General features: G+C 39.0%; 23 protein-coding genes and 1 riboswitch. Of the genes, 19 read left to right on the top strand and 4 right to left on the bottom strand.

The features are described 5' to 3' along the window. Positions 1 to 8: 8 nt before the first annotated feature. The 19 genes from R2876_07690 (at position 9) to R2876_07600 (ending at position 17,101) form a co-directional block, all read left to right on the top strand. Complete coding sequence (locus tag R2876_07690) at positions 9 to 848, top strand: Mrp/NBP35 family ATP-binding protein (GenBank protein MEZ4358472.1); 840 nt, start codon at positions 9 to 11, stop codon at positions 846 to 848. 28 nt (positions 849 to 876) lie between these two features. After that, positions 877 to 1,542 carry a Crp/Fnr family transcriptional regulator gene (locus R2876_07685; GenBank protein ID MEZ4358471.1) on the top strand — a complete coding sequence of 222 codons (666 nt, stop codon included), beginning with the start codon at positions 877 to 879 and terminating at the stop codon, positions 1,540 to 1,542. 121 nt (positions 1,543 to 1,663) lie between these two features. Then, complete coding sequence (locus R2876_07680; GenBank protein MEZ4358470.1) at positions 1,664 to 2,341, top strand: peroxiredoxin; 678 nt, start codon at positions 1,664 to 1,666, stop codon at positions 2,339 to 2,341. 32 nt (positions 2,342 to 2,373) lie between these two features. Beyond that, positions 2,374 to 2,532, top strand: coding sequence for a rubredoxin (locus tag R2876_07675; protein MEZ4358469.1), 159 nt, complete (start codon positions 2,374 to 2,376; stop codon positions 2,530 to 2,532). 144 nt (positions 2,533 to 2,676) lie between these two features. Further along, on the top strand, positions 2,677 to 4,125 hold the full coding sequence (locus R2876_07670; protein MEZ4358468.1) for an FAD-dependent oxidoreductase: 1,449 nt from the start codon (positions 2,677 to 2,679) through the stop codon (positions 4,123 to 4,125). A 105-nt stretch (positions 4,126 to 4,230) separates the two neighbouring features. Continuing rightward, positions 4,231 to 5,526, top strand: a complete 1,296-nt coding sequence (locus R2876_07665; protein ID MEZ4358467.1) for a folylpolyglutamate synthase/dihydrofolate synthase family protein — start codon at positions 4,231 to 4,233, stop codon at positions 5,524 to 5,526. Between the two features lie 28 nt (positions 5,527 to 5,554). Further along, a riboswitch (THF riboswitch) is annotated at positions 5,555 to 5,652 on the top strand. Positions 5,653 to 5,733: 81 nt separating this feature from the next. Next, positions 5,734 to 6,267, top strand: a complete 534-nt coding sequence (locus R2876_07660) for a folate family ECF transporter S component (protein MEZ4358466.1) — start codon at positions 5,734 to 5,736, stop codon at positions 6,265 to 6,267. 222 nt (positions 6,268 to 6,489) lie between these two features. Next, positions 6,490 to 8,199, top strand: coding sequence for a VanW family protein (locus R2876_07655; protein ID MEZ4358465.1), 1,710 nt, complete (start codon positions 6,490 to 6,492; stop codon positions 8,197 to 8,199). Between the two features lie 258 nt (positions 8,200 to 8,457). Beyond that, positions 8,458 to 8,826, top strand: a complete 369-nt coding sequence (locus R2876_07650; protein MEZ4358464.1) for a NifB/NifX family molybdenum-iron cluster-binding protein — start codon at positions 8,458 to 8,460, stop codon at positions 8,824 to 8,826. Next, a complete protein-coding gene (locus R2876_07645) occupies positions 8,826 to 9,656 on the top strand; it encodes an ATP-binding protein (GenBank protein ID MEZ4358463.1) in 831 nt (276 codons plus the stop codon). Before R2876_07650 ends, R2876_07645 begins: the two co-directional genes overlap by 1 nt. Continuing rightward, entirely contained in the window at positions 9,653 to 10,537 is an 885-nt protein-coding gene (locus R2876_07640; protein ID MEZ4358462.1) for an ATP-binding protein, read from the top strand. Before R2876_07645 ends, R2876_07640 begins: the two co-directional genes overlap by 4 nt. Beyond that, positions 10,530 to 10,811 carry a flavin reductase gene (locus R2876_07635; protein MEZ4358461.1) on the top strand — a complete coding sequence of 94 codons (282 nt, stop codon included), beginning with the start codon at positions 10,530 to 10,532 and terminating at the stop codon, positions 10,809 to 10,811. Before R2876_07640 ends, R2876_07635 begins: the two co-directional genes overlap by 8 nt. A gap of 16 nt (positions 10,812 to 10,827) precedes the next feature. After that, entirely contained in the window at positions 10,828 to 11,022 is a 195-nt protein-coding gene (locus tag R2876_07630; protein MEZ4358460.1) for a flavin reductase family protein, read from the top strand. A 225-nt stretch (positions 11,023 to 11,247) separates the two neighbouring features. Then, the gene (locus R2876_07625) at positions 11,248 to 11,493 is read left to right on the top strand and encodes an iron-only hydrogenase system regulator (GenBank protein MEZ4358459.1); all 246 of its coding nucleotides are present in this window, start codon (positions 11,248 to 11,250) and stop codon (positions 11,491 to 11,493) included. A 25-nt stretch (positions 11,494 to 11,518) separates the two neighbouring features. Then, positions 11,519 to 12,970, top strand: coding sequence for a [FeFe] hydrogenase H-cluster radical SAM maturase HydG (hydG, locus tag R2876_07620; GenBank protein MEZ4358458.1), 1,452 nt, complete (start codon positions 11,519 to 11,521; stop codon positions 12,968 to 12,970). Between the two features lie 9 nt (positions 12,971 to 12,979). Next, a complete protein-coding gene (gene hydE / locus R2876_07615; protein ID MEZ4358457.1) occupies positions 12,980 to 14,065 on the top strand; it encodes a [FeFe] hydrogenase H-cluster radical SAM maturase HydE in 1,086 nt (361 codons plus the stop codon). Further along, positions 14,062 to 15,456, top strand: coding sequence for an aspartate ammonia-lyase (locus R2876_07610; GenBank protein ID MEZ4358456.1), 1,395 nt, complete (start codon positions 14,062 to 14,064; stop codon positions 15,454 to 15,456). The genes hydE and R2876_07610 overlap by 4 nt, the downstream gene beginning before the upstream one ends. A gap of 1 nt (position 15,457) precedes the next feature. Continuing rightward, positions 15,458 to 16,702, top strand: a complete 1,245-nt coding sequence (hydF, locus tag R2876_07605) for a [FeFe] hydrogenase H-cluster maturation GTPase HydF (protein MEZ4358455.1) — start codon at positions 15,458 to 15,460, stop codon at positions 16,700 to 16,702. Positions 16,703 to 16,924: 222 nt separating this feature from the next. Further along, positions 16,925 to 17,101: a DUF255 domain-containing protein gene (locus tag R2876_07600; GenBank protein MEZ4358454.1), complete on the top strand. Its 177-nt coding sequence runs from the start codon at positions 16,925 to 16,927 to the stop codon at positions 17,099 to 17,101. A 100-nt stretch (positions 17,102 to 17,201) separates the two neighbouring features. On the opposite strand, the gene R2876_07595 is transcribed toward R2876_07600, so the two are convergent. The 4 genes from R2876_07595 to R2876_07580 all read right to left on the bottom strand — a co-directional run bounded on the left by R2876_07595 (position 17,202) and on the right by R2876_07580 (position 22,819). After that, on the bottom strand, positions 17,202 to 17,990 hold the full coding sequence (locus tag R2876_07595; GenBank protein MEZ4358453.1) for a hypothetical protein: 789 nt from the start codon (positions 17,988 to 17,990) through the stop codon (positions 17,202 to 17,204). Further along, positions 17,971 to 18,420 carry a TFIIB-type zinc ribbon-containing protein gene (locus tag R2876_07590; protein ID MEZ4358452.1) on the bottom strand — a complete coding sequence of 150 codons (450 nt, stop codon included), beginning with the start codon at positions 18,418 to 18,420 and terminating at the stop codon, positions 17,971 to 17,973. Before R2876_07590 ends, R2876_07595 begins: the two co-directional genes overlap by 20 nt. 122 nt (positions 18,421 to 18,542) lie before the next feature. After that, positions 18,543 to 21,872, bottom strand: a complete 3,330-nt coding sequence (locus tag R2876_07585; protein ID MEZ4358451.1) for a DEAD/DEAH box helicase — start codon at positions 21,870 to 21,872, stop codon at positions 18,543 to 18,545. Continuing rightward, positions 21,851 to 22,819 (bottom strand): hypothetical protein, encoded by a 969-nt coding sequence (locus R2876_07580; GenBank protein ID MEZ4358450.1) that lies wholly within the window; start codon positions 22,817 to 22,819, stop codon positions 21,851 to 21,853. The genes R2876_07585 and R2876_07580 overlap by 22 nt, the downstream gene beginning before the upstream one ends. Positions 22,820 to 22,896: the final 77 nt, after the last annotated feature.

The raw sequence follows: 22,896 nt of genomic DNA, 5'->3' as shown, positions 1-22,896 counted from the left end.
AAATTAAAATGAGTGAAACATGCAATAACGATTGTAGTTCCTGCAAAGAGAATTGTGCAGACAGGAAAGAACAGAACGATAGTTTAATTGAAAGCCCGCATGAGATGAGCCATATAAAAAAAGTAATAGGCGTAGTAAGCGGAAAAGGCGGCGTAGGTAAATCTATTGTAACTTCTATGCTAGCTGTACTTATGCAAAGGCGTGGATATAAGACCGCTATACTAGATGCCGATGTAACGGGACCATCTATTCCAAAGGCTTTTGGGCTGAAGGAAAAAGCAACAGGGAGCGAAACAGGTATTTTCCCTGTAAATAGCAAAACAGGCATAGAAATTATGTCTATAAATTTATTGTTAAAAAATGAAAAAGATCCGGTTATATGGAGAGGGCCTATAATCGCGGGAACAGTAAAACAGTTCTGGACAGACGTAATTTGGAACGATGTAGACTTTATGTTTATCGATATGCCGCCGGGAACAGGTGATATCCCATTAACTGTATTCCAATCTATTCCGGTTGATGGTATAATTGTAGTAACATCACCGCAGGAATTGGTATCTATGATAGTGTCTAAAGCTGTTAGGATGGCGGAGATGATGAACATACCAGTCCTTGGTATCGTAGAAAACATGTCATATTTTAAATGCTCTGATTGTGGCAGCGAGCAGAAAATATTTGGGGAAAGCCACATAGACGAAATAGCAAAAGAACACGGTATTGATATAATAGCAAAGTTACCTATAGATCCTAAGCTGGCTGCAGCTTGCGACAGCGGAATGATTGAACTTTTTAATGGAGATTGGCTTGACGTACTAGCGGATTCTTTTGATAAGCTGATAAAAAAATAAAAATTTTATAATTTCGGGGGGGTATTATATGGTCGACAGCAATTATCGCGAAGAACTAAAGCAGTATATTCCATTTTGGGATAAATTAAGTTCTAATGAACAAGAATTTTTCATGAACAATGTTTTAGATTTAAAGTACGAGAGTGGTACAACACTGCACGGCGGAGATGATGATTGCCTAGGGTTGATACTCATTAGAAACGGGACTATAAGAACTTATATGCTTTCAAACGAAGGCAAGGAAATAACGCTTTTCAGGTTAAATGAAGGGGAAGTATGTGTTTTATCAGCTGCATGTATTTTAGATTCTGTTACATTTGATGTAAATATAGATGCGGAAACGGATTGTGAAATATTCTTACTAGGGTCGACAGCTTTTGCAAAACTTGCGAGCAGCAATATATACGTTGAAAATTTTGCGCATAAGATAGCGACGGAACGCTTTTCAGACGTTATGTGGGCATTTGAACAGATATTGTTTATGAGTTTTGATAAGAGGCTGGCGACTTTTTTATTTGATGAATATATAAAAATAAAAGATAAAGACAATGTTATCAAGCTTACACATGAGCAGGTAGCTAAATATATAGGCAGTGCACGTGAAGTCGTTACCAGAATGCTTCATTATTTTGCAAATGAAGGTATAGTTGAGGTGTCTCGCGGGGGTATAAAGATATTGATGAGCAAAAATTAAGGGATCTTACGAAATAATTTTTAAAAAGTGATTTAATCACGGAGGAACGTCGTTTTTAACGATAAGATTTAGATATCAATTAAAATAGTTGGTATTAAAAAATATTAAGGAGGATACCATAATGGAAGAAACCAATGTATACAAAATGCCGCTTATAGGTGATAGCGCACCTTCATTTAAAGCCGTAACGACACAAGGACCAATCAATTTTCCAGATGATTACAAAGGGAAATGGGTTATACTTTTTTCACACCCGGCAGACTTTACGCCGGTATGTACAACTGAATTTATGACTTTTGCATCGATGGCAGATGAGTTTAAGGAACTTAACACTGAGCTAATTGGGCTGTCAGTAGATTCTCTTTATGCTCATATTGCGTGGCTTAGAAAGATAAAAGAGCTTAACTGGAACGGAAAGAAAGATATTGAAGTAAAATTCCCACTTATAGAAGACATTAAAATGGAAGTTGCCAACAAGTTTGGAATGATCCAGCCTAATCAATCCAGTACTCAGGCTGTAAGAGCAGTTTTCGTTATAGATCCGAAAGCAAAGATAAGGACAATACTATACTATCCGCTTACTACAGGAAGAAACTTCGATGAAATAAAGAGGATAATCTTAGCTCTTCAAAAGGCAGATAAAGACGGCGTTGCAACTCCGGCAGACTGGAGACCGGGAAATGACGTTATCGTACCAACTGCGGGTTCATGCGGAGCTGCTAAAGAGAGAATGGAAAATACGGATAAAGACAAGTATTGCCTAGATTGGTTTATGTGCTTTAAACGTGAGAGTAAATAGTTTGGCAATTACTTTAAAAAGGAGAAATGTATATGAAAAAATATGAATGTGCATGCGGATATATATACGACCCTGAACTCGGAGACCCGGACAACGGGATTGCACCGGGCACTGCATTTGAAGACTTGCCAGAAGATTGGGTATGTCCGGTATGCGGACTTTCAAAAGATGCTTTTACATTGATTGATTAATTTAATCAATTTAGGAAATTATTTAGTATACAAAGCGGCTGCTAATTTTAGCAGCCGCTTTGGTTTTTATAAAGTTTAATATTATAGGCAACAAATTATGTTTAATATTGTAAAATATGCACACCATAGTGATGAGGTGAGTATATGGAATCTATTTGGACAAAAACAACAGATATTGGCAGGCGGGAAGCTTTAGCCGGCAATTTAAAAGCAGATGTTGCTGTTATAGGTGGTGGCATGGCAGGAGTTTTAACCGCATATTTTTTAAAACGTAGTGGGGTAGACGTCGTTTTAATTGAAGGTAGCCAAATAGGAAGCGGGCAGACGAAAAATACAACAGCTAAAATCACATCACAGCATAATCTTATCTATAATAAGTTAATTGAGGATTTCGGAGAAGAAAAAGCAGGTAAGTATGCTATTGCCAACGAAAAAGCCATTAATGAGTTTAGACGTATAATAGAAGAGGAAAATATAGATTGTATGTTTGAAAACAAGGCAGCATATCTTTATTCTACTATCGAAGAAGAGCCTCTTGAGAAAGAGTGCAAAGCGGCGCAAAAACTTGGTATAGATGCCGAAATAGTTAAAGACGTCACTTTGCCATTCAAGGTTAAGGCGGCTTTAAAATTTAATTCTCAGGCCCAGTTTCATCCCCTTAAGTTCTTAAAGGCAATTGCAGACAAGGTCACTATTTATGAGGATACGATGGCAAAGACTGTTGAAGGGAATAAAATCCTTACGGATAAAGGCACTATAAACGCTGAAAAGATAGTGTTTGCAACACATTATCCATTTATTAATGCACCCGGATACTATTTTATGCGTATGCACCAGGAACGATCCTATGCCATGGCTTTAAAAAATGCGCCTCTACCCGACGGTATGTATCTAGGTATTGATAAGGGCAATAGTTTTTCGTTTAGAAGCAGCGGCAAATATCTGATACTAGGAGGCGGAGGACACAGAACCGGCGAAAACTCTGTCGGCGGGAAATATGATAAGTTAAGGACGCTAGCAGAGGAAATCTACCCTAAAAGCAGCGAAGTTGCAGCATGGTCCGCACAGGACTGCATCACATTGGACGGAGTACCGTATATAGGAAAGTATTCCTCTTCTGAAGATAGCTGGTATGTAGCAACTGGGTTTAAAAAGTGGGGAATGACAACCTCGATGGTATCGGCAATGATTATATCTGATATGATATCAGGAAAAGAAAACCAATATGCCGAGGCGTTTTCGCCGCAAAGGTTTGAATTCTCTGCATCTATTAAGACATTGGCAGAAGATACGATAAAGTCCGCTAAGGGGCTTATAAAAGAGGCGTTTAAACTTCCAAAGGAAAAGATCGATGAACTGCCTAGAAATCACGGGGGAATAGTTGAATATAACGGACATAAAGCCGGCGTTTATAAAGATGAGCAGGGGGAAGTTTTTATAGTATCTACAAAGTGCAGCCATTTGGGCTGTCAGCTTGAATGGAACCCAGATGAAAACAGCTGGGACTGCCCCTGTCACGGATCGCGATATAATTACAATGGAGAACTAATAGATAACCCGGCGCAAGAAAATTTAGAAAAAGAATTGACTTAAAGGACTTATAAGAATTGACAACTTAAATCACCCAGTTTAGAATGTAATAGTGTTAAATTTTACATATTAAAAATGTACTTTTAATGCGATTTACGGGGGTATAAATTGACATACGATGAAGCAATTGAGTTTATAAAGTCTACAAATAGATTTGGCTCAAAACCTGGGCTTGAAAACATTTCTAAACTATGCGAACTTTTAGGAAACCCGCAGGATACTTATAATTGTATACACGTTGCCGGAACAAACGGCAAGGGAAGCACATGCAGCATGATAGCTTCAATACTGCGTACGGCTGGATATAAGACGGGGCTATTTGTGTCGCCTTATTTGGATAGCTATGCAGACAGCATAAAGATAAACGGCAAAACGGCATCTGAGGGCTTGTTTGCGGATGCGGTATCCTTGGTAAAAGATAAGTTAGAAAGCATGCCTCAAGGTCTATTAAACGCTACGGAATTTGAAATATTAACAGCGGCCGCTTTCTTATTGTTCAGTAAAGCCGGTTGTGATATAGTTGTATTGGAAGTTGGTTTAGGCGGCCGTCTGGATGCCACGAATGTAATAAGAAACCCGCTTGCATGTGTTATTACATCCATATCCCTTGACCATACTGATGTTTTAGGGGACACTATTAAAAAGATCGCATACGAAAAGTGCGGAATTATCAAGCCTGATGGCATTACTATATCTTATCCTCTGCAAAATGAAGAAGCCTTTAGGGTGATTAAAGAAACTGCGCTTTTAAAAAACAACTTGTTTGTTGTGCCAGATAAAAAGTTAACGTTTAAAAAAGCCGCTGATTTAGACGGCGCTCAAATCGTTTATGATGATATTAACCTGTATATACCTTTAATAGGAAAACACCAGATTTATAACGCTATGACAGCTGTAGAAACTATACTTACCTTGCGTGAGCATAGGGATATGAAAGTTAAAGACGAAGATATAGTTTACGGGATAAAGAACACGTCTTTACCGGCAAGGCAGGAAGTCCTTTTTAAAAAACCCTATATCTTGCTAGATGGAGCCCATAACCCGGATGGAGTAAGAACTCTTGCCGCAACTATTAAAACTAGCCTTAAAGGAAGGTGTATTGCAGTTGTAATGGGAATGCTCGAAGACAAAGATTTTGAGACGTCTGTATCAATGATTGCTCCGCTTTGCAATATGTTCATAGCCGTTGAGCCGGAAAGCGGCAGGGCGCTTAAAAACACTGATTTAGCTAGAGTTGCCGCTAAATATTTAAACAATATAGCTAAAAGCGACGATTATATGGAAGCAATAAAAATCGCTTATGAGTATTGTGGGAAGGGCGGAGCCATAGTTGTCTGCGGGTCCCTTTATATGGCAGGTAAAATGGAAAAGACAATTCATCAGTTTATTACTGATTTTACATAGATATATTTAGTAAATTAACAAAGAGATGCACAGAGTAAATATTGAGCGTCAAGTGTTAAAGGATGGGAAGTCGCCTTTAAACGAAGGGTATTTAAGGCCCACGATTCAATGTTGCATTCCGCTGTGCTGCAATAAAAAAGAGAAAAATATTCTCCTTTGATTTGCAGCTATATTTCTGTGAAATCTAAGAAAAGGAGGATTTTTATTTTGAACAAAAAAGTTTACAAAGTAGTTGCCGCAGGGCTTTTAATTGCCCTTAGCATCGTACTAACAAGAGTTTTTTCAACGTATCTGATGATTGCCGGTATACCGGGTGCAAGATTAGCGATAGGCTTTGTACCTATTATCTTGGCAAGTATAGCCTTAGGGCCATATTTTGGTATGGTCACGGGGGCTTTGGCTGATGTTTTAGGCTATGTAATCTTTCCGAGCGGGGCATATTTCCCGCCAATAACTATAACCAGTATGCTTGTCGGTATAATACCGTTTTTGATCGTAAAAGTTATAAAGACAAAAAAAGTTTGGGCAAAGGTCCTCGTAGCTGTTGCTACAACACAGATATTATGTTCAATGTTTCTTCAAACGCTTTGGATAGCCCTGCTTTATGATTTGTCGTACGGAGACCTGTTTTTCCCAAGGGCGGTGGTTACACTTATAACGATTCCGGTATATTCTTTACTTATATATTATATTTCGATAGCACTTAAAAAAGCTAATTTGATGCCGGATCAAAACTTGTAAAAATTTCAGTGAAAAACAGAGCAAAAATTTTTGCTCTGTTTTTTATTTTTATTGTTGAAAATACATTTTTATGGTAAAATACTCAAGTATATAAGCGGGCAAGCATTAAAATAAAAAATATTTTAGCAAAATAAAACATTTTAAATAGATTTGCCGTCTATATAGTTATGTAAAGAAATAATTTATAATTTAAATAATTACCAGCTATAAAGGAAGATATCTATGGACTTATTAAAAAATATCAAAATTAATAAAAAAGTTTTAATTACAGTAGGTTCTGTATTCTCTGTGCTTTTGATTGCATTTATTGTATTATTTGTTATTACTCCATCAGAAAGTGAAGCAGCCGTAAGCAATAGAATAGCATTAAACGGTATAACTGTTAATGGTATTGATATATCGGGAATGACAAAAGAAGAAGCACTGGAAGCAACGTCTGAACTGCCGGACCAAGTACTTAATGATTTAGAAATAAACATTGATGTAGATGTAGAGGTAATCAACTTTACTGCAAAAGACCTTGGGTTTACAACTGATTATGACGATGTAATAACGTCAGCTATCAACTACGGAAATACGGGATCGTTGTTTACCAGGTGGATGGAGACGAATACTGCGAAAAGCAAAGGGAAAGACTTTATAGTTAAAGCTGTTGCTGTAGAAGAAGATGTTAAAGCTGCAATTTTGGCCAAGGAAGATGAATTTAATAGAGAAGCGCAGGATGCGACTGCTGTCTTTGCGCCATGGGGATATCTTGCAGACGGAACCTTATACGAGCAAGACGAACAAACTATGATAGAAGCCGCCGCTAGCGGCAAAACGTGGGAACGCCCGAATCTTGTAACGATTTCTGCAGACCAGATGCCTAATAAATATAGATATGAGTATTGGAAAAACACTGCCTATGTAGACGATTATATACCGAACGATGCAAAGATATCACGTTTTCAGTATACGGATGCGGTAACAGGGCTTTCTGTTGATATGAACACCATAATAAACGAGGTATTAAACGCGGTTAAAGAGAACGATTTTTCTACTATAAAAGTGGATGCCGAAGTTACCGAGCCTAATGTAACCTTAGAAGACGTAAAAAAATCTACGCAGCTGATTTCATCTTGGACGTCTAGTTATTCGACACATGCGACTTCAACAAGAACATGGAACGTTGCAAAGCTGTCCGGCATTATAAACGGCCAGGTGATTGAACCGGATACAGAATGGTCTATAAACGATACGGCAGGGAACAGAACATTAGCTGCGGGCTGGAAAGCAGCAGCAGGTATAGAAAACGGTGGATATACCGATCAACCGGGCGGCGGCGTTTGCCAGATTTCTAGTACGCTTTATAATGCTGCGATAAGGTCAGATTTGGAAATTACAGATTCTACCCACCATTCAATAATATCAGGTTATATTCCACTTGGGCTGGATGCGACTATAAGCTCCGGTGCACCTGATTTAAAGATAAAGAATAATCAAAGCACACCTATATATATCGTATCTTATATAAACCCGAAGGATAAAAATGTAACGGTTGAGATATACGGGCAAACAGTTGTAGACGATAAATATGGAGATGTTATACTTACATACACATCGGACAACTTGGGAGCGTATGGCAACACTCCAGTTATGAATTACGTTTATAATGCAACAGTATCATATGATGGAACTCCAATTCCGGAAGGAGGATCTGTAGTATACGCCGAAGCACGGCCGGGTAGAAAAGCGCAGACATATAAACATACTTTATCACTTGACGGAACTGAACTTAATGTCGAGAAATTTACCTATTACCAATGGAGGCCGATAAACGGAACGACTTATGTAAACGGCCCAGATCCGGCTGAGGTCCCACCAACGACATCACCGACGACATCGCCGACGACGTCACCAACTACGTCACCAACGACATCGCCGACCCCATAATATAGCTTATTAACCTGCTTTAGTGTATTTTATAACAATAAAGCAGGTTTTATATTACAAATTTTATTTCCTGAAAAATCAAAAGCACTGTTAGCAGTGCTTTTTTGTTTACACAGCAATTGAAAATGCAAATTATATCGCTAGACCATTTATTTAGACCAAAAATGTTATTGACATATGCTCATAATTGGATATAATTAGGTTGTGGTCATAAGACAATAAATCTATGGTTATGATATGAACGAAAGGAGAGATTAAATGAAAATTGCAGTATCTGCAAAAGGTAATACAATGGAAAGCCAAATGGATAAAAGATTCGGAAGGGCGGCTAACTTCATCATTATTGAAACCGAAACTTTAAATTATGAAGTTATTGATAACATAGCAGCAGTATCTTCGGGAGGGGCAGGTATATCCGCTGCACAGTTGGTTGCAGATAAAGGCGTAGAGGCGGTTATAACAGGAAACGTAGGACCTAATGCTATGAATGTGCTCAGAGCAGCCGGTATCGAGATATATAAGGGGAATGCTGATTGTGTAAAAGAAAATGTGGAACTATTAAAAAAAGAAGCGCTTGAGAAAATAAACACGGCAGTACCATCACACTTTGGAATGGGAGAAAAATAATGAAGATCGCAGTTTTGAGCGGAAAAGGAGGCACTGGTAAGACAACGGTTTCAGCCAGCCTTGCCGCTTCGCTTAAAAGCAGCCAATATGTAGACTGCGATGTAGAAGAACCAAACGGTGCGCTATTCTTGAACCCTAAAATAGAGCATACTGTGCCTGTAAACGTTCTCGTACCAAAAGTTGATGAAACTAAATGTAATGGATGCGGTATTTGTGGCAAGACCTGCAGGTTTAATGCCATAGCCGTTGTCAAAAATAAGGTGTTGATTTTTCCGGAGGTCTGCCACCATTGCGGCGCATGCGTAATCGCCTGCCCGAAAAAAGCCATATCGGAAGTTGAAAGAGAAATCGGGGTAGTGGAAGCCGGCGGTGATGGAAGCTTTCTTCAAGGGAGGCTCAACATAGGAGAGCCTATTACGATCCCGATTATACGTAAATTAAAGCAGTACCTGCGTAAAGATATTCCTGTGATATTAGATTGTTCGCCTGGTGCTTCGTGTACAGTTGTACAGACAATAGACGGCTGCGATTACTGCATATTGGTAACTGAACCTACGCCCTTTGGACTACATGATTTAAAGATTGCCGTTTCACTGGTGAGAAAAATGGGGATTTCCTTCGGTATTGTAATAAATAAGGCTATGCAGGAGGATCAAAGCATACAGGAATATTGTAAACAGCAAGGTATTGACGTATTAATGGAAATTCCGTATATGCGCGAAATCGCAGAGTGCTACTCAAAAGGCATACTCCCTATAAAAATGCTAAAAGAGCTGAGAGAAGAATTTGTTTGGCTATATGATAAGATAAAGGGAGGCGGTGAGCCATGAAACAGATTGTGTTTATAAGCGGAAAGGGAGGAACAGGAAAAAGTACGATTGTGGCTTCACTTAGCCTGCTTGTCCGTAATAAGATAATGGCAGACTGCGATGTAGATGCGCCAAATCTTCACCTGCTGCTGAACGGGAAACGCATCCAGAAGAACGATTACTATGGTGCAGAACAGGCAGCCATTGATCCTAATAAATGCATATCATGCGGGCAGTGCCGCGAGGTATGCCGGTTTGATGCGATTACTGAGAATATTGAGATACAGCCGATGAAGTGCGAGGGATGCGGAGCATGCGCGGTGGCCTGCCCTGTAGATGCGATTTCGCTGCTGGAAGTAAAAACAGGCGAGACATACGTAGACAGTACGGAGCGAGGGACATTTTCCCATGCGTTGCTTGATATAGGCGCAGAAGGCTCTGGTAAGCTTGTGTCAGAAGTTAAGGAAAACCTGTTCGCCTTTATTAGCGGCGAGGAGTGGGCGATAATAGACGGATCACCTGGCATCGGATGTTCGGTTATTGCCTCTATTACGGGAGCAGATGCCGTCGTTGCTGTGTGTGAGCCAACAAAATCCGGACAAAGTGACTTAGAAAGGGTTCTTAAAGTGACACAGCATTTTTCTATACCCGCTTATGTATGTATAAACAAACACGATTTGAACGCGGATATCGCCGCTGAAATTGAAACATATTGTGAGGAAAATGGCATTCCTGTTATTGGCCATATACCGTTTGAACCGAAAATCGTAAAAGCGCTTCAGTCTTTTAAAACGCCTGTAGAGGCTGGTATAGAAAAAGTAGCTAATGAGATTAAACAGCTTTGGAACAGGCTTACAACGGAGCTGCAAAATAAGAGTGAAAGGAAAAGTATCAATGAATAAGAAACCAGCAAATTTTAAATCATGTATTCAACCAAGGCCAAACGTTCTTGTTTCCTGCAGAGGAACTAACGGAGAAAACAATGCATTGGCAGTTGCGTACTGTTGCAACTGCAGCTATGACCCTCCTATGGTGATGGTAGGTATCGTTCCTTCGCGCCATTCATATAAGCTTATTAAGGAGTCAGGATGTTTTGTGGTGAATCTGACGTGCAAGGCAAATAAAGAACTGTTCGATTATTTAGGTCACATAGCGGCAGGGATGAAAAAAGCTTAAATCTGCTGGAGCACGGATGGGTGAGGCAGTCAAGATAAATGCACCAATACTTGAGGATTGTCCGGTAAATATCGAATGCCGTATAGTTGACTCAATTAAAACCGGTTCGCATGAAATGTTTGTCGGTAAAATAGAATATGTACATGCAGACCCGGAGTTTATTAAAGAAAACGGAGATTTAGATTTTAGCAGTATACAGTTTCTTTCTTGACGGCATATAAGTATAGTGATAAAATCTAAATGAAAAACATTTGCAATATCTCTTCTCGCTTAAGCCTGATGAGATAGGGCTCAATTTATTACCTGACCGTTGGGTATTTCTGAACGGAAAGGCGCGCATCCGGCATGTGTGGTTATATGTAAGTGTCGATATGCTCTCTTTTCGTATAGAAAAGAGAGCTTTTTATTTTAGAATTTAGAAAGGAAGTAACGTAATATGGAAAAAAGAATCGGTGTCGTTGGTATTGTTATTGAAGACATGGAGAGCGTTGAGCATGTAAACACCATTTTGCATGAATACGCGGCGTTAATTGTCGGCCGAATGGGTATCCCATACAGGGAACGCGGGGTGTCTGTAATCACTCTGATTGTAGACGGGAGCAACGATGAAATAAGCGCCCTTACCGGAAAACTTGGAAGAATAAGCGGTACAACCGTAAAATCGATGGTTACCAAACGTTGATTTGGTAAACGAAAGGAGAACAGCAATGAATTTTTTAGACAAATATAAGAAAGAGTTTGAACAATACGATAAGCTCGACCACGATTTTATTGACGATGATAAGATATGGGCGCAGCTCAATAAGTGGAGCAACCCTTCTAAAGAGGACGTACGGAAGGTTCTTAAAAAGGCTGAGCAATGTATCCGCCTAGAGCCTGAGGAGACAGCGATACTAATTCAGAATAAGGATGAGAGCACGATACAGGAAATGTATGAGCTTGCGCATAAGTTGAAGGAAGAGGTCTATGGAGACCGCATAGTTTTCTTCGCACCGTTATATATAAGCGATGAATGTGCAAACAACTGCAAATACTGCGGTTTCAGGTCCAGCAATACCGCAATGAAGCGCAAGACCCTTAACATGGATGAGATAGCTGAAGAAGTGCGTATTTTGATCGAGGAAGGGCAGAAGCGCACGATCCTCGTTTTTGGGGAATCACCTAAGACAAACATAGATTATATCTGTGATGCGGTACGGACGGTTTATGCAACCAAAACTGAGCACGGCGAGATCCGCCGCTCAAATATTAACTGTGCACCGCTGACCGTTGAAGAACTAAAAAAGCTAAAAGAAGTCGGCATTGGCACATTCCAGGTATTCCAGGAGACGTACCATCATAAGACGTATCGCGAGATGCATCCGGAAGGCACTATCAAAGGGCATTACCGCTGGCGCCTTTACAGCATGGACAGGGCACAGGAGGCTAAGGTGGATGACAACGGTATTGGCGTATTGTTCGGGCTGTACGACTGGCGTTTTGAAGTCATGGGGCTTTTATACCATACCATACATCTGGAGGAAACATTTAACGGCGTAGGGCCGCATACTATCTCGTTCCCGCGTATAACTCCTGCTACAGGGACTCCGTTTTCAGATCATCCAGAATATGCGGTCAGCGACAGTGATTTTAAAAAGCTTGTTGCAATACTGCGGCTGTCCGTCCCTTATACCGGCATGATATGTACCGCACGTGAACCGGAAAGTGTCCGCCGTGAGGTTATACCTCTTGGCGTATCACAAATAGATGCGGGGACACGTATCGGCGTCGGCGCTTATGTTAAATCTAAAAAAGCTAATGAGCTACCGGACGCAGAGCAGTTTTCCATAGGTGATTCACGGACGCTGGACGATGTTATAGGAGAGATATGCGACATGGGCTGCATACCTTCCTTCTGTACTGCGTGCTACCGTGCAGGGCGTACAGGTGAGGAATTCATGAAGGTAGCTAAATCCAAGTTCGTGCATAATTTCTGTATTCCAAACGCTATTTTTACATTGAAAGAATACCTTTTAGATTATGCGACTGAAGAAACCAAAGCAAAAGGCGAGAAGGTGCTAAAGCAGCATGTCGAACAATTCAAGGGCGAGCCTATATATGATGCTATACAAAAGAACTTAAAGAGGCTGGAAAACGGCGAACGTGATCTGCGCTTATAGGAGGCGCCGATGGATTTTAAGCTAGATAATAAAGATAGCTTTTCAGCGTGGATGAACGCTGCTACAAAAGCAGAGCTTGCAAAAATGATTCGGTTTTTTTATAAAGAAGCCGGGACAGAGGAATTATCAGCGATTTGTTGTTTTGCGAACGATATTAGGGAAATATATTATGGCAGGAAGGTATATCTTCGAGGCCTGATAGAATTTTCAAGCTACTGCAAAAACGACTGCTATTATTGCGGCCTTGGCAGGAGTAATACAGATGCCGCAAGATACAGGCTTTCAGAAGATGAGGTGCTTAAAAGCTGCAGAGATGGCTACGCGTTAGGGTTTCGCACTTTTGTGCTGCAAAGCGGTGAGGACCCATATTTTACAGATGAGCGTATGTGCCAGATAATATCACGAATCAAGGCGAATTACCCGGATTGTGCGGTTACGCTTTCTATTGGGGAACGCAGCAAAGATTCTTATAAACGTTTGTTTGAAGCGGGTACAGATAGATATCTGCTACGCCATGAAACGGCAGACAAACAGCACTACTCAAGGCTTCATCCTCCGGAGTTAAGCCTTGAAAACCGTAAGCGCTGCCTTTATGATTTAAAGGAAATAGGGTATCAGGTTGGGGCCGGATTTATGGTGGATTCACCTTTCCAGACGTATGAAACGCTGGCGGAGGATCTGATTTTTTTAAGAGGTTTACAGCCGCATATGATAGGTATCGGGCCGTTTATACCACATAAGGATACGAGGTTTGCCGGGTTTTGCAAGCCAAACAGCAGTAATACGCTTAAGATGCTTCCGCTGATTAGGATTATGCTGCCTAAGGTATTGCTGCCGGTTACAACCGCGTTAGGCACCGTAGACCCGTTGGGGCGTGAAAAAGGGATGAAGGCAGGTGCGAACGTAGTTATGCCCAATCTTTCTCCTTTGGCACATCGTAAGGACTATGCCATATACGACAATAAGATCTGTACCGGAGAGGAGGCGGCAGAGTGCCTTGCCTGCCTTTCACGCAGAATTAAGTCGGCCGGGTTTATACCGGATTTTTCCCGAGGAGATCATATCGATTTACAGAAAAGAGGTACGCAACGATGAGAACTGAACATGATATGCTTGGTACGCTTTCAATTGAAGACGATGCTTATTACGGTATCCATACGGAGCGTGCTATAAAAAATTTTAATATTACTGGGACACCTATTCACGCCGAATTAGTAAGTGCGCTGGTGACCGTTAAGAAGGCAGCAGCTATTACCAACCGTGATATTGGGGCGTTAAATAAAGAGATTGCTGATGCTATTATTACATCATGCGATGAGATACTTGCAGGGGAGCTATCAGACCAGTTTGTAGTAGATTCTATGCAGGGCGGGGCAGGAACATCTGCCAATATGAACGTAAATGAGGTTATTGCAAACCGTGCAATAGAGAAGCTTGGGGGGAAAAAAGGCGATTATTCTATCGTACATCCGCTGGACCACGTTAATATGCACCAGTCTACTAACGATGTATTCCCAACGGCAGTGCGTATCGCAGCGATACGACTCTTAAAGCCAGTGACCGAACAGTTTGCAATGCTGCAGACAGCGCTGCAGGAGAAGGAAGAGGAGTTTTCGACGGTCGTCAAAGTCGGCAGGACGGAGATGCAAGACGCAGTTCCGGTGACTCTTGGGCAGGAGTTCGGTGCATGGGCTCAGGCGATTGCACGGGACAGGTGGAGGCTATATAAAGCTGAGGAGAGGCTCCGCCAGGTGGGTATCGGCGGCACTGCTGTTGGCACAGGGCTAAATGCACCAAAGGAATATATTTTTACTATGATAGAGCGTTTAAGAAGGCTGACTGGCATAGGCCTTGCACGCGCTGAATTTATGATAGACCCAACGCAGAACTGCGATGTATTCGTCGAGGTATCAGGTCTATTAAAGGCAGCGGCAGTGAGTTTAAACAAGATTGCAAATGATCTGCGGTTGTTATCATCAGGGCCACTTGCTGGCATTGGCGAAATCAAGCTACCGGCAGTACAGGCTGGCTCATCTATAATGCCCGGGAAGGTCAACCCAGTAATCTGCGAAGCCATGAACCAGGTCGCGTTTCAGATAATGGCAGATGATATGGCGGTAACGCTTTCAGCACAGGCCGGGCAACTTGAACTTAATGCGTTTATGCCGCTTATTGCTAAAAATTTGCTGGAAATGTTAGATTTGCTATTAAATATGCTGCCTTTGTTCATTGAAAGGTGTATTAGTGGTATTGAAGCCAACATCAAGCAGTGTACGGGTAAAGTATACGGTAGCTATATACTCGCAACGGCGTTGACAGGATATATTGGCTACGATAAAGCGGCGGAAGTGGCGGCTATATGTCAAAAAACGGGCCGTACAGTACGTGAAGTGGTGCTTAAGAAACAACTAATGGATGAAAAGACTCTAGACGAAATATTCAGGCCTGAAAGGCTGACATCGCCTGACAGATTTAAGGAGAAATAAGATGCAAGACTTGAATGCAACGCCTATGGCGAATAGATTTGCGATAGGGCTTTTCGGCAAGCGAAATGCCGGGAAATCCTCTCTTATAAATGCACTTACGGGGCAGGATATTGCAGTTATATCTGAGGTGGCAGGCACGACGACAGACCCGGTTTACAAAACGATGGAACTTTTACCACTTGGGCCGGTAGTATTTATTGATACTGCGGGGCTGGATGATATTGGCGATCTTGGTAAACTGCGCATAGAGAAGACATATGAAGTGCTGCGAAAATGTAACTTGGCTCTGGTCGTCGTGGACGTGAATATGGGTGTTACGAAACTTGAAATAGAATTTATAGAGCAGCTTAGGCGTCGTAAGATTAATAGCATTTTAATACTTAATAAATGTGACAGTAAAGCTCCATCTGCGGCTGATCTCAAAAAGATTAAACAAATGGTTGGCATACCTGTTGCCTGCGTCAGCACACAGACTGGGTTTGGTATCGGCGAGGCTAAAAAGCAGATTGTAGCAAATTCGAATTTTGAGGATGTAGAGCCTGCGTTAGTAGGAGATTTAATTCATTCTGGGGATATGGTAGTGCTGGTTACGCCAATAGACAAAGCTGCACCTAAAGGCCGGCTTATTTTACCACAACAGCAGACGATCCGCGACATAATAGAGTGCGATGCGATGGCAATAGTAACGAAGGAACACGAATTAAAGCTGACAATTGAGCGCCTTAAAGATCCGCCGGCTATGGTCATAACAGATTCGCAGGCATTTTTAAAGGTGGCAGCCGATACACCGGACAGTATCCCGATGACTTCTTTTTCCATATTGTTCGCGAGGCAAAAAGGAGACCTTGCGGAAATGGTGCGGGGGATAAGGCGTATTGAAAGGCTGGCTCCGGGAGATAAGGTATTGATTGTAGAGGGATGTACGCATCACCGGCAATCGGATGATATCGGCAAAGTTAAAATACCGCGCTGGATACGCCAGATTGCGGGCGGGGACATACAGTTTGAATGGGCATCTGGAGCTTGCTATCCTAAGGATATAACTGAGTATGCTGTAATAGTCCACTGCGGAGGCTGTATGCTGGGGCGCAGAGAGATGCAGTACCGAGTAGAAAAGGCACGTGAACAGGGAGTTTTCATAACGAATTACGGAGTGCTTATAGCATATGTGATGGGGATTCTTCCACGTGCACTGGAGCCGTTTCCGGCTGCAAAGCTAGCGCTTAATGAGGATGATTCGATATAATGGAAAAAGGATGGAGCTACATACGTTCACAGTGACGCTTTCTTCTAAAGGGATAAATATCTGCTTAATTTGGAACAATTTACGAAAACAGGCTATTAATTTTAAAAGTTTCTAATAAATAATCTATTTCTTTATTCCATCTAAAATTTATAAACTGCATTATTTAATTATGATAAGATAATACTAAAATTATTAAAATCCTACATACAAGCAGGTGACGCCATGATTGGTAATAACAAAACACCAAATAAATTAATAGATGAGAAATCACCTTACCTTCTTCAGCATGCGTATAATCCGGTAAACTGGTATCCTTGGGGTAAAGAAGCGTTTAAAAAGGCCAAGGCAGAGGACAAGCCTATATTTTTAAGCATAGGATATTCTACCTGTCATTGGTGACTAGCTTATAGAAAAAAGAGTTGAAACTGTTACATATATAAGGGGCTTTCCAGAAAAGGATATCCTCTTTTTTTCACCTCAAATGCTATTAAGAGGGGTTTTACGAGATAATTTGTTGAACAAAAGTAACTAGTGTGACAACAGCAGCACCAAATTCAGTTGAGCCTTTTAATATTTCCAATCCAGAGAGGGCTGTTCTGATAAAATTCTTACGGGGTTTTTCTGTCTGCAATTCTTGTTCAATAACCGCTAAACTATCTGAAGCTGATTCTTGGTCAGCAGAGGACAAGCTGTTTAATTCTGTTTTAACGGCATTTATAAGCAGAGATAAGCGTTCAGAATCAATTCCACTATTGTTTGTGGCATTAATTGTGGCGTTGTCGTTAGCAATATTAACTTGTCCGTTTGATACAGTTATAGAGTATCTTACACTTTCATCCATTCCCATATCAATTCCTATCTTGGTTAAATATCGTTCAATATGACGAATCAATACCATAACAAAACGATCATTGAATCCCTTAATCATATCTTGATACTTATTCGAGTTCGCATACCCCTTTGCAACGTTATTATATATTTCCTTCTTGTTGTCTGCAATATAGCTTAATATAGCATAAACATTTCTGACTTCTTCGGCATCACTTTCTCCAAGTGAAAAAATCGCATTTCCACGACTTGATGAGACTTCTAGATACTCTTCCTTTACATCAAACTCTATATTTCCACAGTCGGTGATATATGTAAGTATCAGTTCATTTCCTATAATATAGGCTACAAATTTAATTAGTACATCAGTATAATCCGCGAAATTCGCCTGCATCAAGCGATTCGATATGCTGTTAAAATCATACATAACTTTTTTAAGCTCAATCACATTCAACTTCATATTCTTTCACTCCGCAAAATGGGCAGTAACAACCAGTGAATTTCAACATCGGTTTTATTTTTGCATCTCGATTACAACACCGAAAATGTTTGATTACTAACGCTTCTATACTAGACCTAATAGGATTTTCTGGTTCTTGGCTAGGTTTTCGCCCTACTTTAAATGTCACCATTTCATTGCTTAATTGTCTTTCCCATTTTTTCATCTCACTATAAATTAACTCCACCTCAACATTTTTAATCATAGCTATTGCCAATTCCAAAACATCTTCTGTAATATAATTATCGCTACTTAAACCACAACTTGGACAATAAATGAATAGCAATTTATTATCTTCGTAATCGGTTGGAGTAATTTTAAAATAACTCCCGCATTTAGAACATTTTAGAAGAACATACCCTTCATCATCAGTGGGAATAGAAATTTCCATTACTATATAGGCCTCTGTTTATACAATCATATATCGAATTATCTTAATAGATTAAGTTTACTATAAATTACCTTACTATTCAACTTTATATCCTTAGGGTTGTGTCATTTTTCATTTGAAAACTATTTGCATAATATTTTTATGGATAGTTTATATGCAGAGATGAATTGAACAACTGCGTATACATTCATTTCACTTTCAAGTAGATCGAATATTTCTTCTGAATATTGAGCTGGGACATATCCCAGATGATATTGATGATCACTTGTAAATACTTTTACAGCGTAGATATCATATGAGTTTTTGACGTCTTGTTCCAAGAGAACAATGGAGCTAATATTAAGAGCATTATTATTGTATGCGTCTTGAAATTTATAATAAAATAAGCCTGCGATATTACAATCCAGATAGCCGGTTTTCTTTATTTCAAAAGTCTTTGTCCTTCTTACGGAACGATATTTTGAAACCTGGCTTAGGGAAATATAATCAAAGGATTTGTCCAATATAGTTTTCAATTTATCTTGCGGTAATGTTACTAACCATTCTTCTATACCGCCGGCCTCTTTATCAAGATCATTGTCATAAGCATTAGCAATAGCAATAGACAGCTCACGGGAATTAATGCCACCAACACAAAGTTCTATTGCATTAAGATTAGTCGTACCATACTTAATTTCTTGCGGTAATGTACCAATCAATGAGCTTACGAAGTTACCGCAAAATACAAGCAAAGAACTAAAAGCCCAAGGTAATTTATATTGGAACATTTCTCTGATATAAGCCGTGCATTTTTGTGTAGCATCCTCATTATTATACTCTGCAAAATATTTTTCCCGAATTGAATAATATGCTTCTCCGCTAATCCAAGATTTGAATATTGCAAAGTGGTTTATGGTTGCAATGGAGGGCTTAAACTCCTTGCAGGTGATTATATTGTTAAATATTTCTTCAGATATAATCTCATCAAGATCAAAGCTTACAGGTATATTAGTAGCGATGTCTGACAGTTTTAGATTTGACCGATATGATAGCCCTGTCTTATTGTATTTTGAAAGAAGTTCTGCATTTATCCTTACAGCAGAATAAAAATATTTTCGTGCTGCGGCAGTTAAAAATAAGGAACCTGTTTCTTTTACATTAATAAAAAAACAGTTTTTGTATTGTTCCCAAAACGCATCAAATGTAGTATCTGCTGCAGTTTCGTAGACAGAAAAAATGAAGACTTGTATACGGTCTAAAACATTTAAAGCTAATTCCCGAATCGTCAAAGTCCCATCCAGTTCAGCATCTTCTAAACAATTAATTATCGACTCTACGTCCGACGGCAAAATATTATCTAGTGTACTTTTTAATGGTGTCTCAATTTTTTCCGGAAAAACAAATCTGTTTAAAGTCTTCTTATCGGTAACTGTGTAGCATTCTGGTGGACGAATTAAAAATATTTTTCCCTCCGTATCAATTAATGCTCGGCCAATTCGTCCAATAATGTTCTTATAATCGCTATCGCTAATATAATTATTATTTGACATGTACGATCCAACTATAAATGTGCTCACAGGTAAATTTATACCATCGGCAAGAGTTGTTGTACACGCAAGTATTTTTATAACCCCATTTTTATATGCATTTTCAATTGAAGCTCTAACATCCTCAGGTAAATCGCCAGTATGAAAGCCAATTCCAAAATTCAAATATTTGCATAGCAAATGATCTTTCCCTAATTGTTTTTGAACAGTGGTAATTAGATTATTCAGCTCTACATTATTATCAGGCGATAAATACTTGGGAGCTCGCTTGATGAAACTCTTTATATCTTTCTTTGCAAAGAAATAGATTAAAACAGGGCGTTCAGATAAACCAATAATGGCTCTCCAACATAAATCATATTTTGTATCAGATTTGGTTGCATCAACTCCGTCTACCGTTTTCTTGCCATAACTAACCTTATTAAAAATATGAGCAATGTCTTTATTTTTTGAGTTATATCTTAAACATAAATTATATGGCTCTTTAATTATGGACTGTTTTTTAACCTTTGATTTTGCATAAATTATTTGAGATTTGATAGGCAAATAATATAGACCATATAATTTTCTTGTCGGAGTCCAATCACTATAAATAATATCAATAAGTGAATTGTCTATACACTTGTTTACGTGACTAAGAATAGCAGACATTAGGACAACTTTATATTTGTATTCTCCTTTAAATAGTATAAACCACGCAATTAATGTTTCTAAAAGCCAGCCACGTTCATTAGCAGATACCTTGTGAAATTCATCAAATACGATAATCTGTATAGTCGACATTAAGACAGGCCTTTTACGTATTAATAAGTCGAGTTTTTCAGGCGTTAAGACCAGGATGGTAGACTCTGCCAATAAGGTATCAGTATCCACTTCTTCTGTGTCTGGAATCTCTTTACGCACTTTAATTCCAACCTTATGAAAACGCTTAAAGAAATTATTTTCAATTTCATTAGTCAAAGCGATTGAGGGAACAACATAAATAGCCAAGCCACTATTCTGTGATAATACATTAAATATTGCAAGCTCAGCAATTAAAGTTTTTCCAGCACTTGTTGGCATAGACACTAGGGGGATGCGGTCATCGTTTGAAAGCAATGAATTATCAGGATGAAGAAGAAAAAGCTGTGATGCCCACAACTCGTAAACGTTTTTAGTATCAATCTGCGTAAGAACACTTATATATGGCTCAAGGTTGGGATGACTTGATAATAAATTTCTAATTGCACCTCTATCCATCTCTATAGCAACAAGATATATAAGACGTAAATAATAGAATAATGAAGAGCCCGTCATATATAAACGTTCATAAGCTTCACGAAGCTTCTCGATCTCATCTTTGCGGGAATTTCTATATAACATTGAATCTGCAAAGTGTTTTATGCTTGTTAAAACTGTAATAACGTCCTTTTCTGCCTGAGTGGGGATGTGCATTTTCCGAATATCTTTAAATCGCCTTGCAATAAAATAAAGCATACAGTTTATTGCGATATTTTCTGAATGATAAAGCCCAAGAGCGCTATTAGCCATAACGATTGCATTAGCCTGTTTCTCAGATAGTGAATAACTAATTCCAGATAATAAAGAATATTCCCAATGTAAAGCTTCATTAATTGCTGAAGACTTGCTTAGCATTTCAAAACAAAAACCCGCTAATTCTAATGCTTGATTTTTGATAGCGGTATTAGCAAATAAGTTCGATTTTTTATCTGCAATTTTTGTAATAAAATAAAAGCCTATTTTGCTTAGTACGGTATAATCGTCTATAATTTCCTTTTCTCTGTTTGGAATATTAAATAAATCTCTTCTAATCAATTCAAAATGAATTTCTCGAAGTGCATTTTCTATAATAGAAAAATCATTCTCACTATCTAGAAGAGATGTAAAGTCTTTAAATAATGTATTCAAGTAACTATTTTGTTCCATATTGTATCTCTCACTTGATCAATAATATTTTCAATATTATATATACCAACCAAAGCTAATCTCCTACAACAGTTTTCATCTGCAACTTTTCCAGTTAATTGTTCCTTGAAATCATGAAATGCAGAATCTCTTATTTTTTGTCCACGGAAATTATAGTTTATAATTCCACCATAGCGTTTTTGAAGTGAGGGCTTTTGTCCAATATGATAAAAAAGATCGCACATATTACTAATAAATTCGGATAATTCTAGATTATCAACAGGAATATGGCGATCTTGTAAAGCTACACATAGCTCAGAAAAATTCTTATCAGCACGTAGTTTAAATGATTCAATTATCTCCTTTGCCCGGGAACTGATAGTATTTTTTGTAGCCTTAATTTCACCAATAATCATATAATAGCCAGAAGTTTCTTTCCTGATTTCCAAAAAATCTATGCCCGTATCCTTTGAATAAAATTTTGGTCTTGATGGTTCTATACATACTTTTTCATCTTCTAATATTTGTGCACGAACAACATAATATAATGCTTCACCTATGTACCCTAAAATTGCATCATCATCGAACGATTTTGTATAATCCCCATATCCGTTGAACTTTTCTTGACTAATAAAACCACGAAAGAATATATTTCTCCAAAATGCTTTTTCTTCTGTCTCTATATCACAACCGGAATCAATAGACTTTATCATTATATTGAGATGAGCACTTTGAGGACAACGAATGCGGCATAAGTATTTTGCAAATTCATTACAAAAAGAATTAATGTCTTGATATGTAAGGCCGCTTTTCATGTTAATTTCTATTTTTCTACAATCATTAAAATCGCAATATGTAGTAACATTAAACCATCGAGTTAAATCTGGAAACTTATTCATTCTGTCACCATAGTTTATAAAAAATGATCTTACAGAAATTATATTACTACAAATATCTCCATCATTCAATATAATTTACCCTAGCAAAATGCTTGGACTCTTATCTATTGTTCGATAATTTCAGCCCTTCTACTCACGCTGAAAAG

It is taken from the genome of Eubacteriales bacterium, from assembly GCA_041390245.1.
Classification (GTDB): Bacteria; Bacillota; Clostridia; order Christensenellales; family JAWKQI01; genus JAWKQI01.
The sequence above is the reverse complement of the archived record's forward strand: the minus strand, read 5'-3'. Positions and strand labels throughout refer to the sequence as shown.

Excerpts from the sequence above, each read along its gene's own strand:
- R2876_07690 (MEZ4358472.1), top strand. The coding sequence starts at position 9 with ATGAGTGAAACATGCAATAACGATTGTAGTTCCTGCAAAGAGAATTGT.
- R2876_07670 (MEZ4358468.1), top strand. The coding sequence starts at position 2,677 with ATGGAATCTATTTGGACAAAAACAACAGATATTGGCAGGCGGGAAGCT.
- hydF (MEZ4358455.1), top strand. The coding sequence starts at position 15,458 with ATGCAAGACTTGAATGCAACGCCTATGGCGAATAGATTTGCGATAGGG.
- R2876_07625 (MEZ4358459.1), top strand. The coding sequence starts at position 11,248 with ATGGAAAAAAGAATCGGTGTCGTTGGTATTGTTATTGAAGACATGGAG.
- R2876_07680 (MEZ4358470.1), top strand. The coding sequence starts at position 1,664 with ATGGAAGAAACCAATGTATACAAAATGCCGCTTATAGGTGATAGCGCA.
- R2876_07645 (MEZ4358463.1), top strand. The coding sequence starts at position 8,826 with ATGAAGATCGCAGTTTTGAGCGGAAAAGGAGGCACTGGTAAGACAACG.
- hydE (MEZ4358457.1), top strand. The coding sequence starts at position 12,980 with ATGGATTTTAAGCTAGATAATAAAGATAGCTTTTCAGCGTGGATGAAC.
- R2876_07590 (MEZ4358452.1), bottom strand. The coding sequence starts at position 18,420 with ATGGAAATTTCTATTCCCACTGATGATGAAGGGTATGTTCTTCTAAAA.
- R2876_07635 (MEZ4358461.1), top strand. The coding sequence starts at position 10,530 with ATGAATAAGAAACCAGCAAATTTTAAATCATGTATTCAACCAAGGCCA.
- R2876_07675 (MEZ4358469.1), top strand. The coding sequence starts at position 2,374 with ATGAAAAAATATGAATGTGCATGCGGATATATATACGACCCTGAACTC.
- R2876_07600 (MEZ4358454.1), top strand. The coding sequence starts at position 16,925 with ATGATTGGTAATAACAAAACACCAAATAAATTAATAGATGAGAAATCA.
- hydG (MEZ4358458.1), top strand. The coding sequence starts at position 11,519 with ATGAATTTTTTAGACAAATATAAGAAAGAGTTTGAACAATACGATAAG.
- R2876_07610 (MEZ4358456.1), top strand. The coding sequence starts at position 14,062 with ATGAGAACTGAACATGATATGCTTGGTACGCTTTCAATTGAAGACGAT.
- R2876_07585 (MEZ4358451.1), bottom strand. The coding sequence starts at position 21,872 with ATGGAACAAAATAGTTACTTGAATACATTATTTAAAGACTTTACATCT.
- R2876_07595 (MEZ4358453.1), bottom strand. The coding sequence starts at position 17,990 with ATGAAGTTGAATGTGATTGAGCTTAAAAAAGTTATGTATGATTTTAAC.
- R2876_07630 (MEZ4358460.1), top strand. The coding sequence starts at position 10,828 with ATGGGTGAGGCAGTCAAGATAAATGCACCAATACTTGAGGATTGTCCG.
- R2876_07685 (MEZ4358471.1), top strand. The coding sequence starts at position 877 with ATGGTCGACAGCAATTATCGCGAAGAACTAAAGCAGTATATTCCATTT.
- R2876_07650 (MEZ4358464.1), top strand. The coding sequence starts at position 8,458 with ATGAAAATTGCAGTATCTGCAAAAGGTAATACAATGGAAAGCCAAATG.
- R2876_07640 (MEZ4358462.1), top strand. The coding sequence starts at position 9,653 with ATGAAACAGATTGTGTTTATAAGCGGAAAGGGAGGAACAGGAAAAAGT.
- R2876_07655 (MEZ4358465.1), top strand. The coding sequence starts at position 6,490 with ATGGACTTATTAAAAAATATCAAAATTAATAAAAAAGTTTTAATTACA.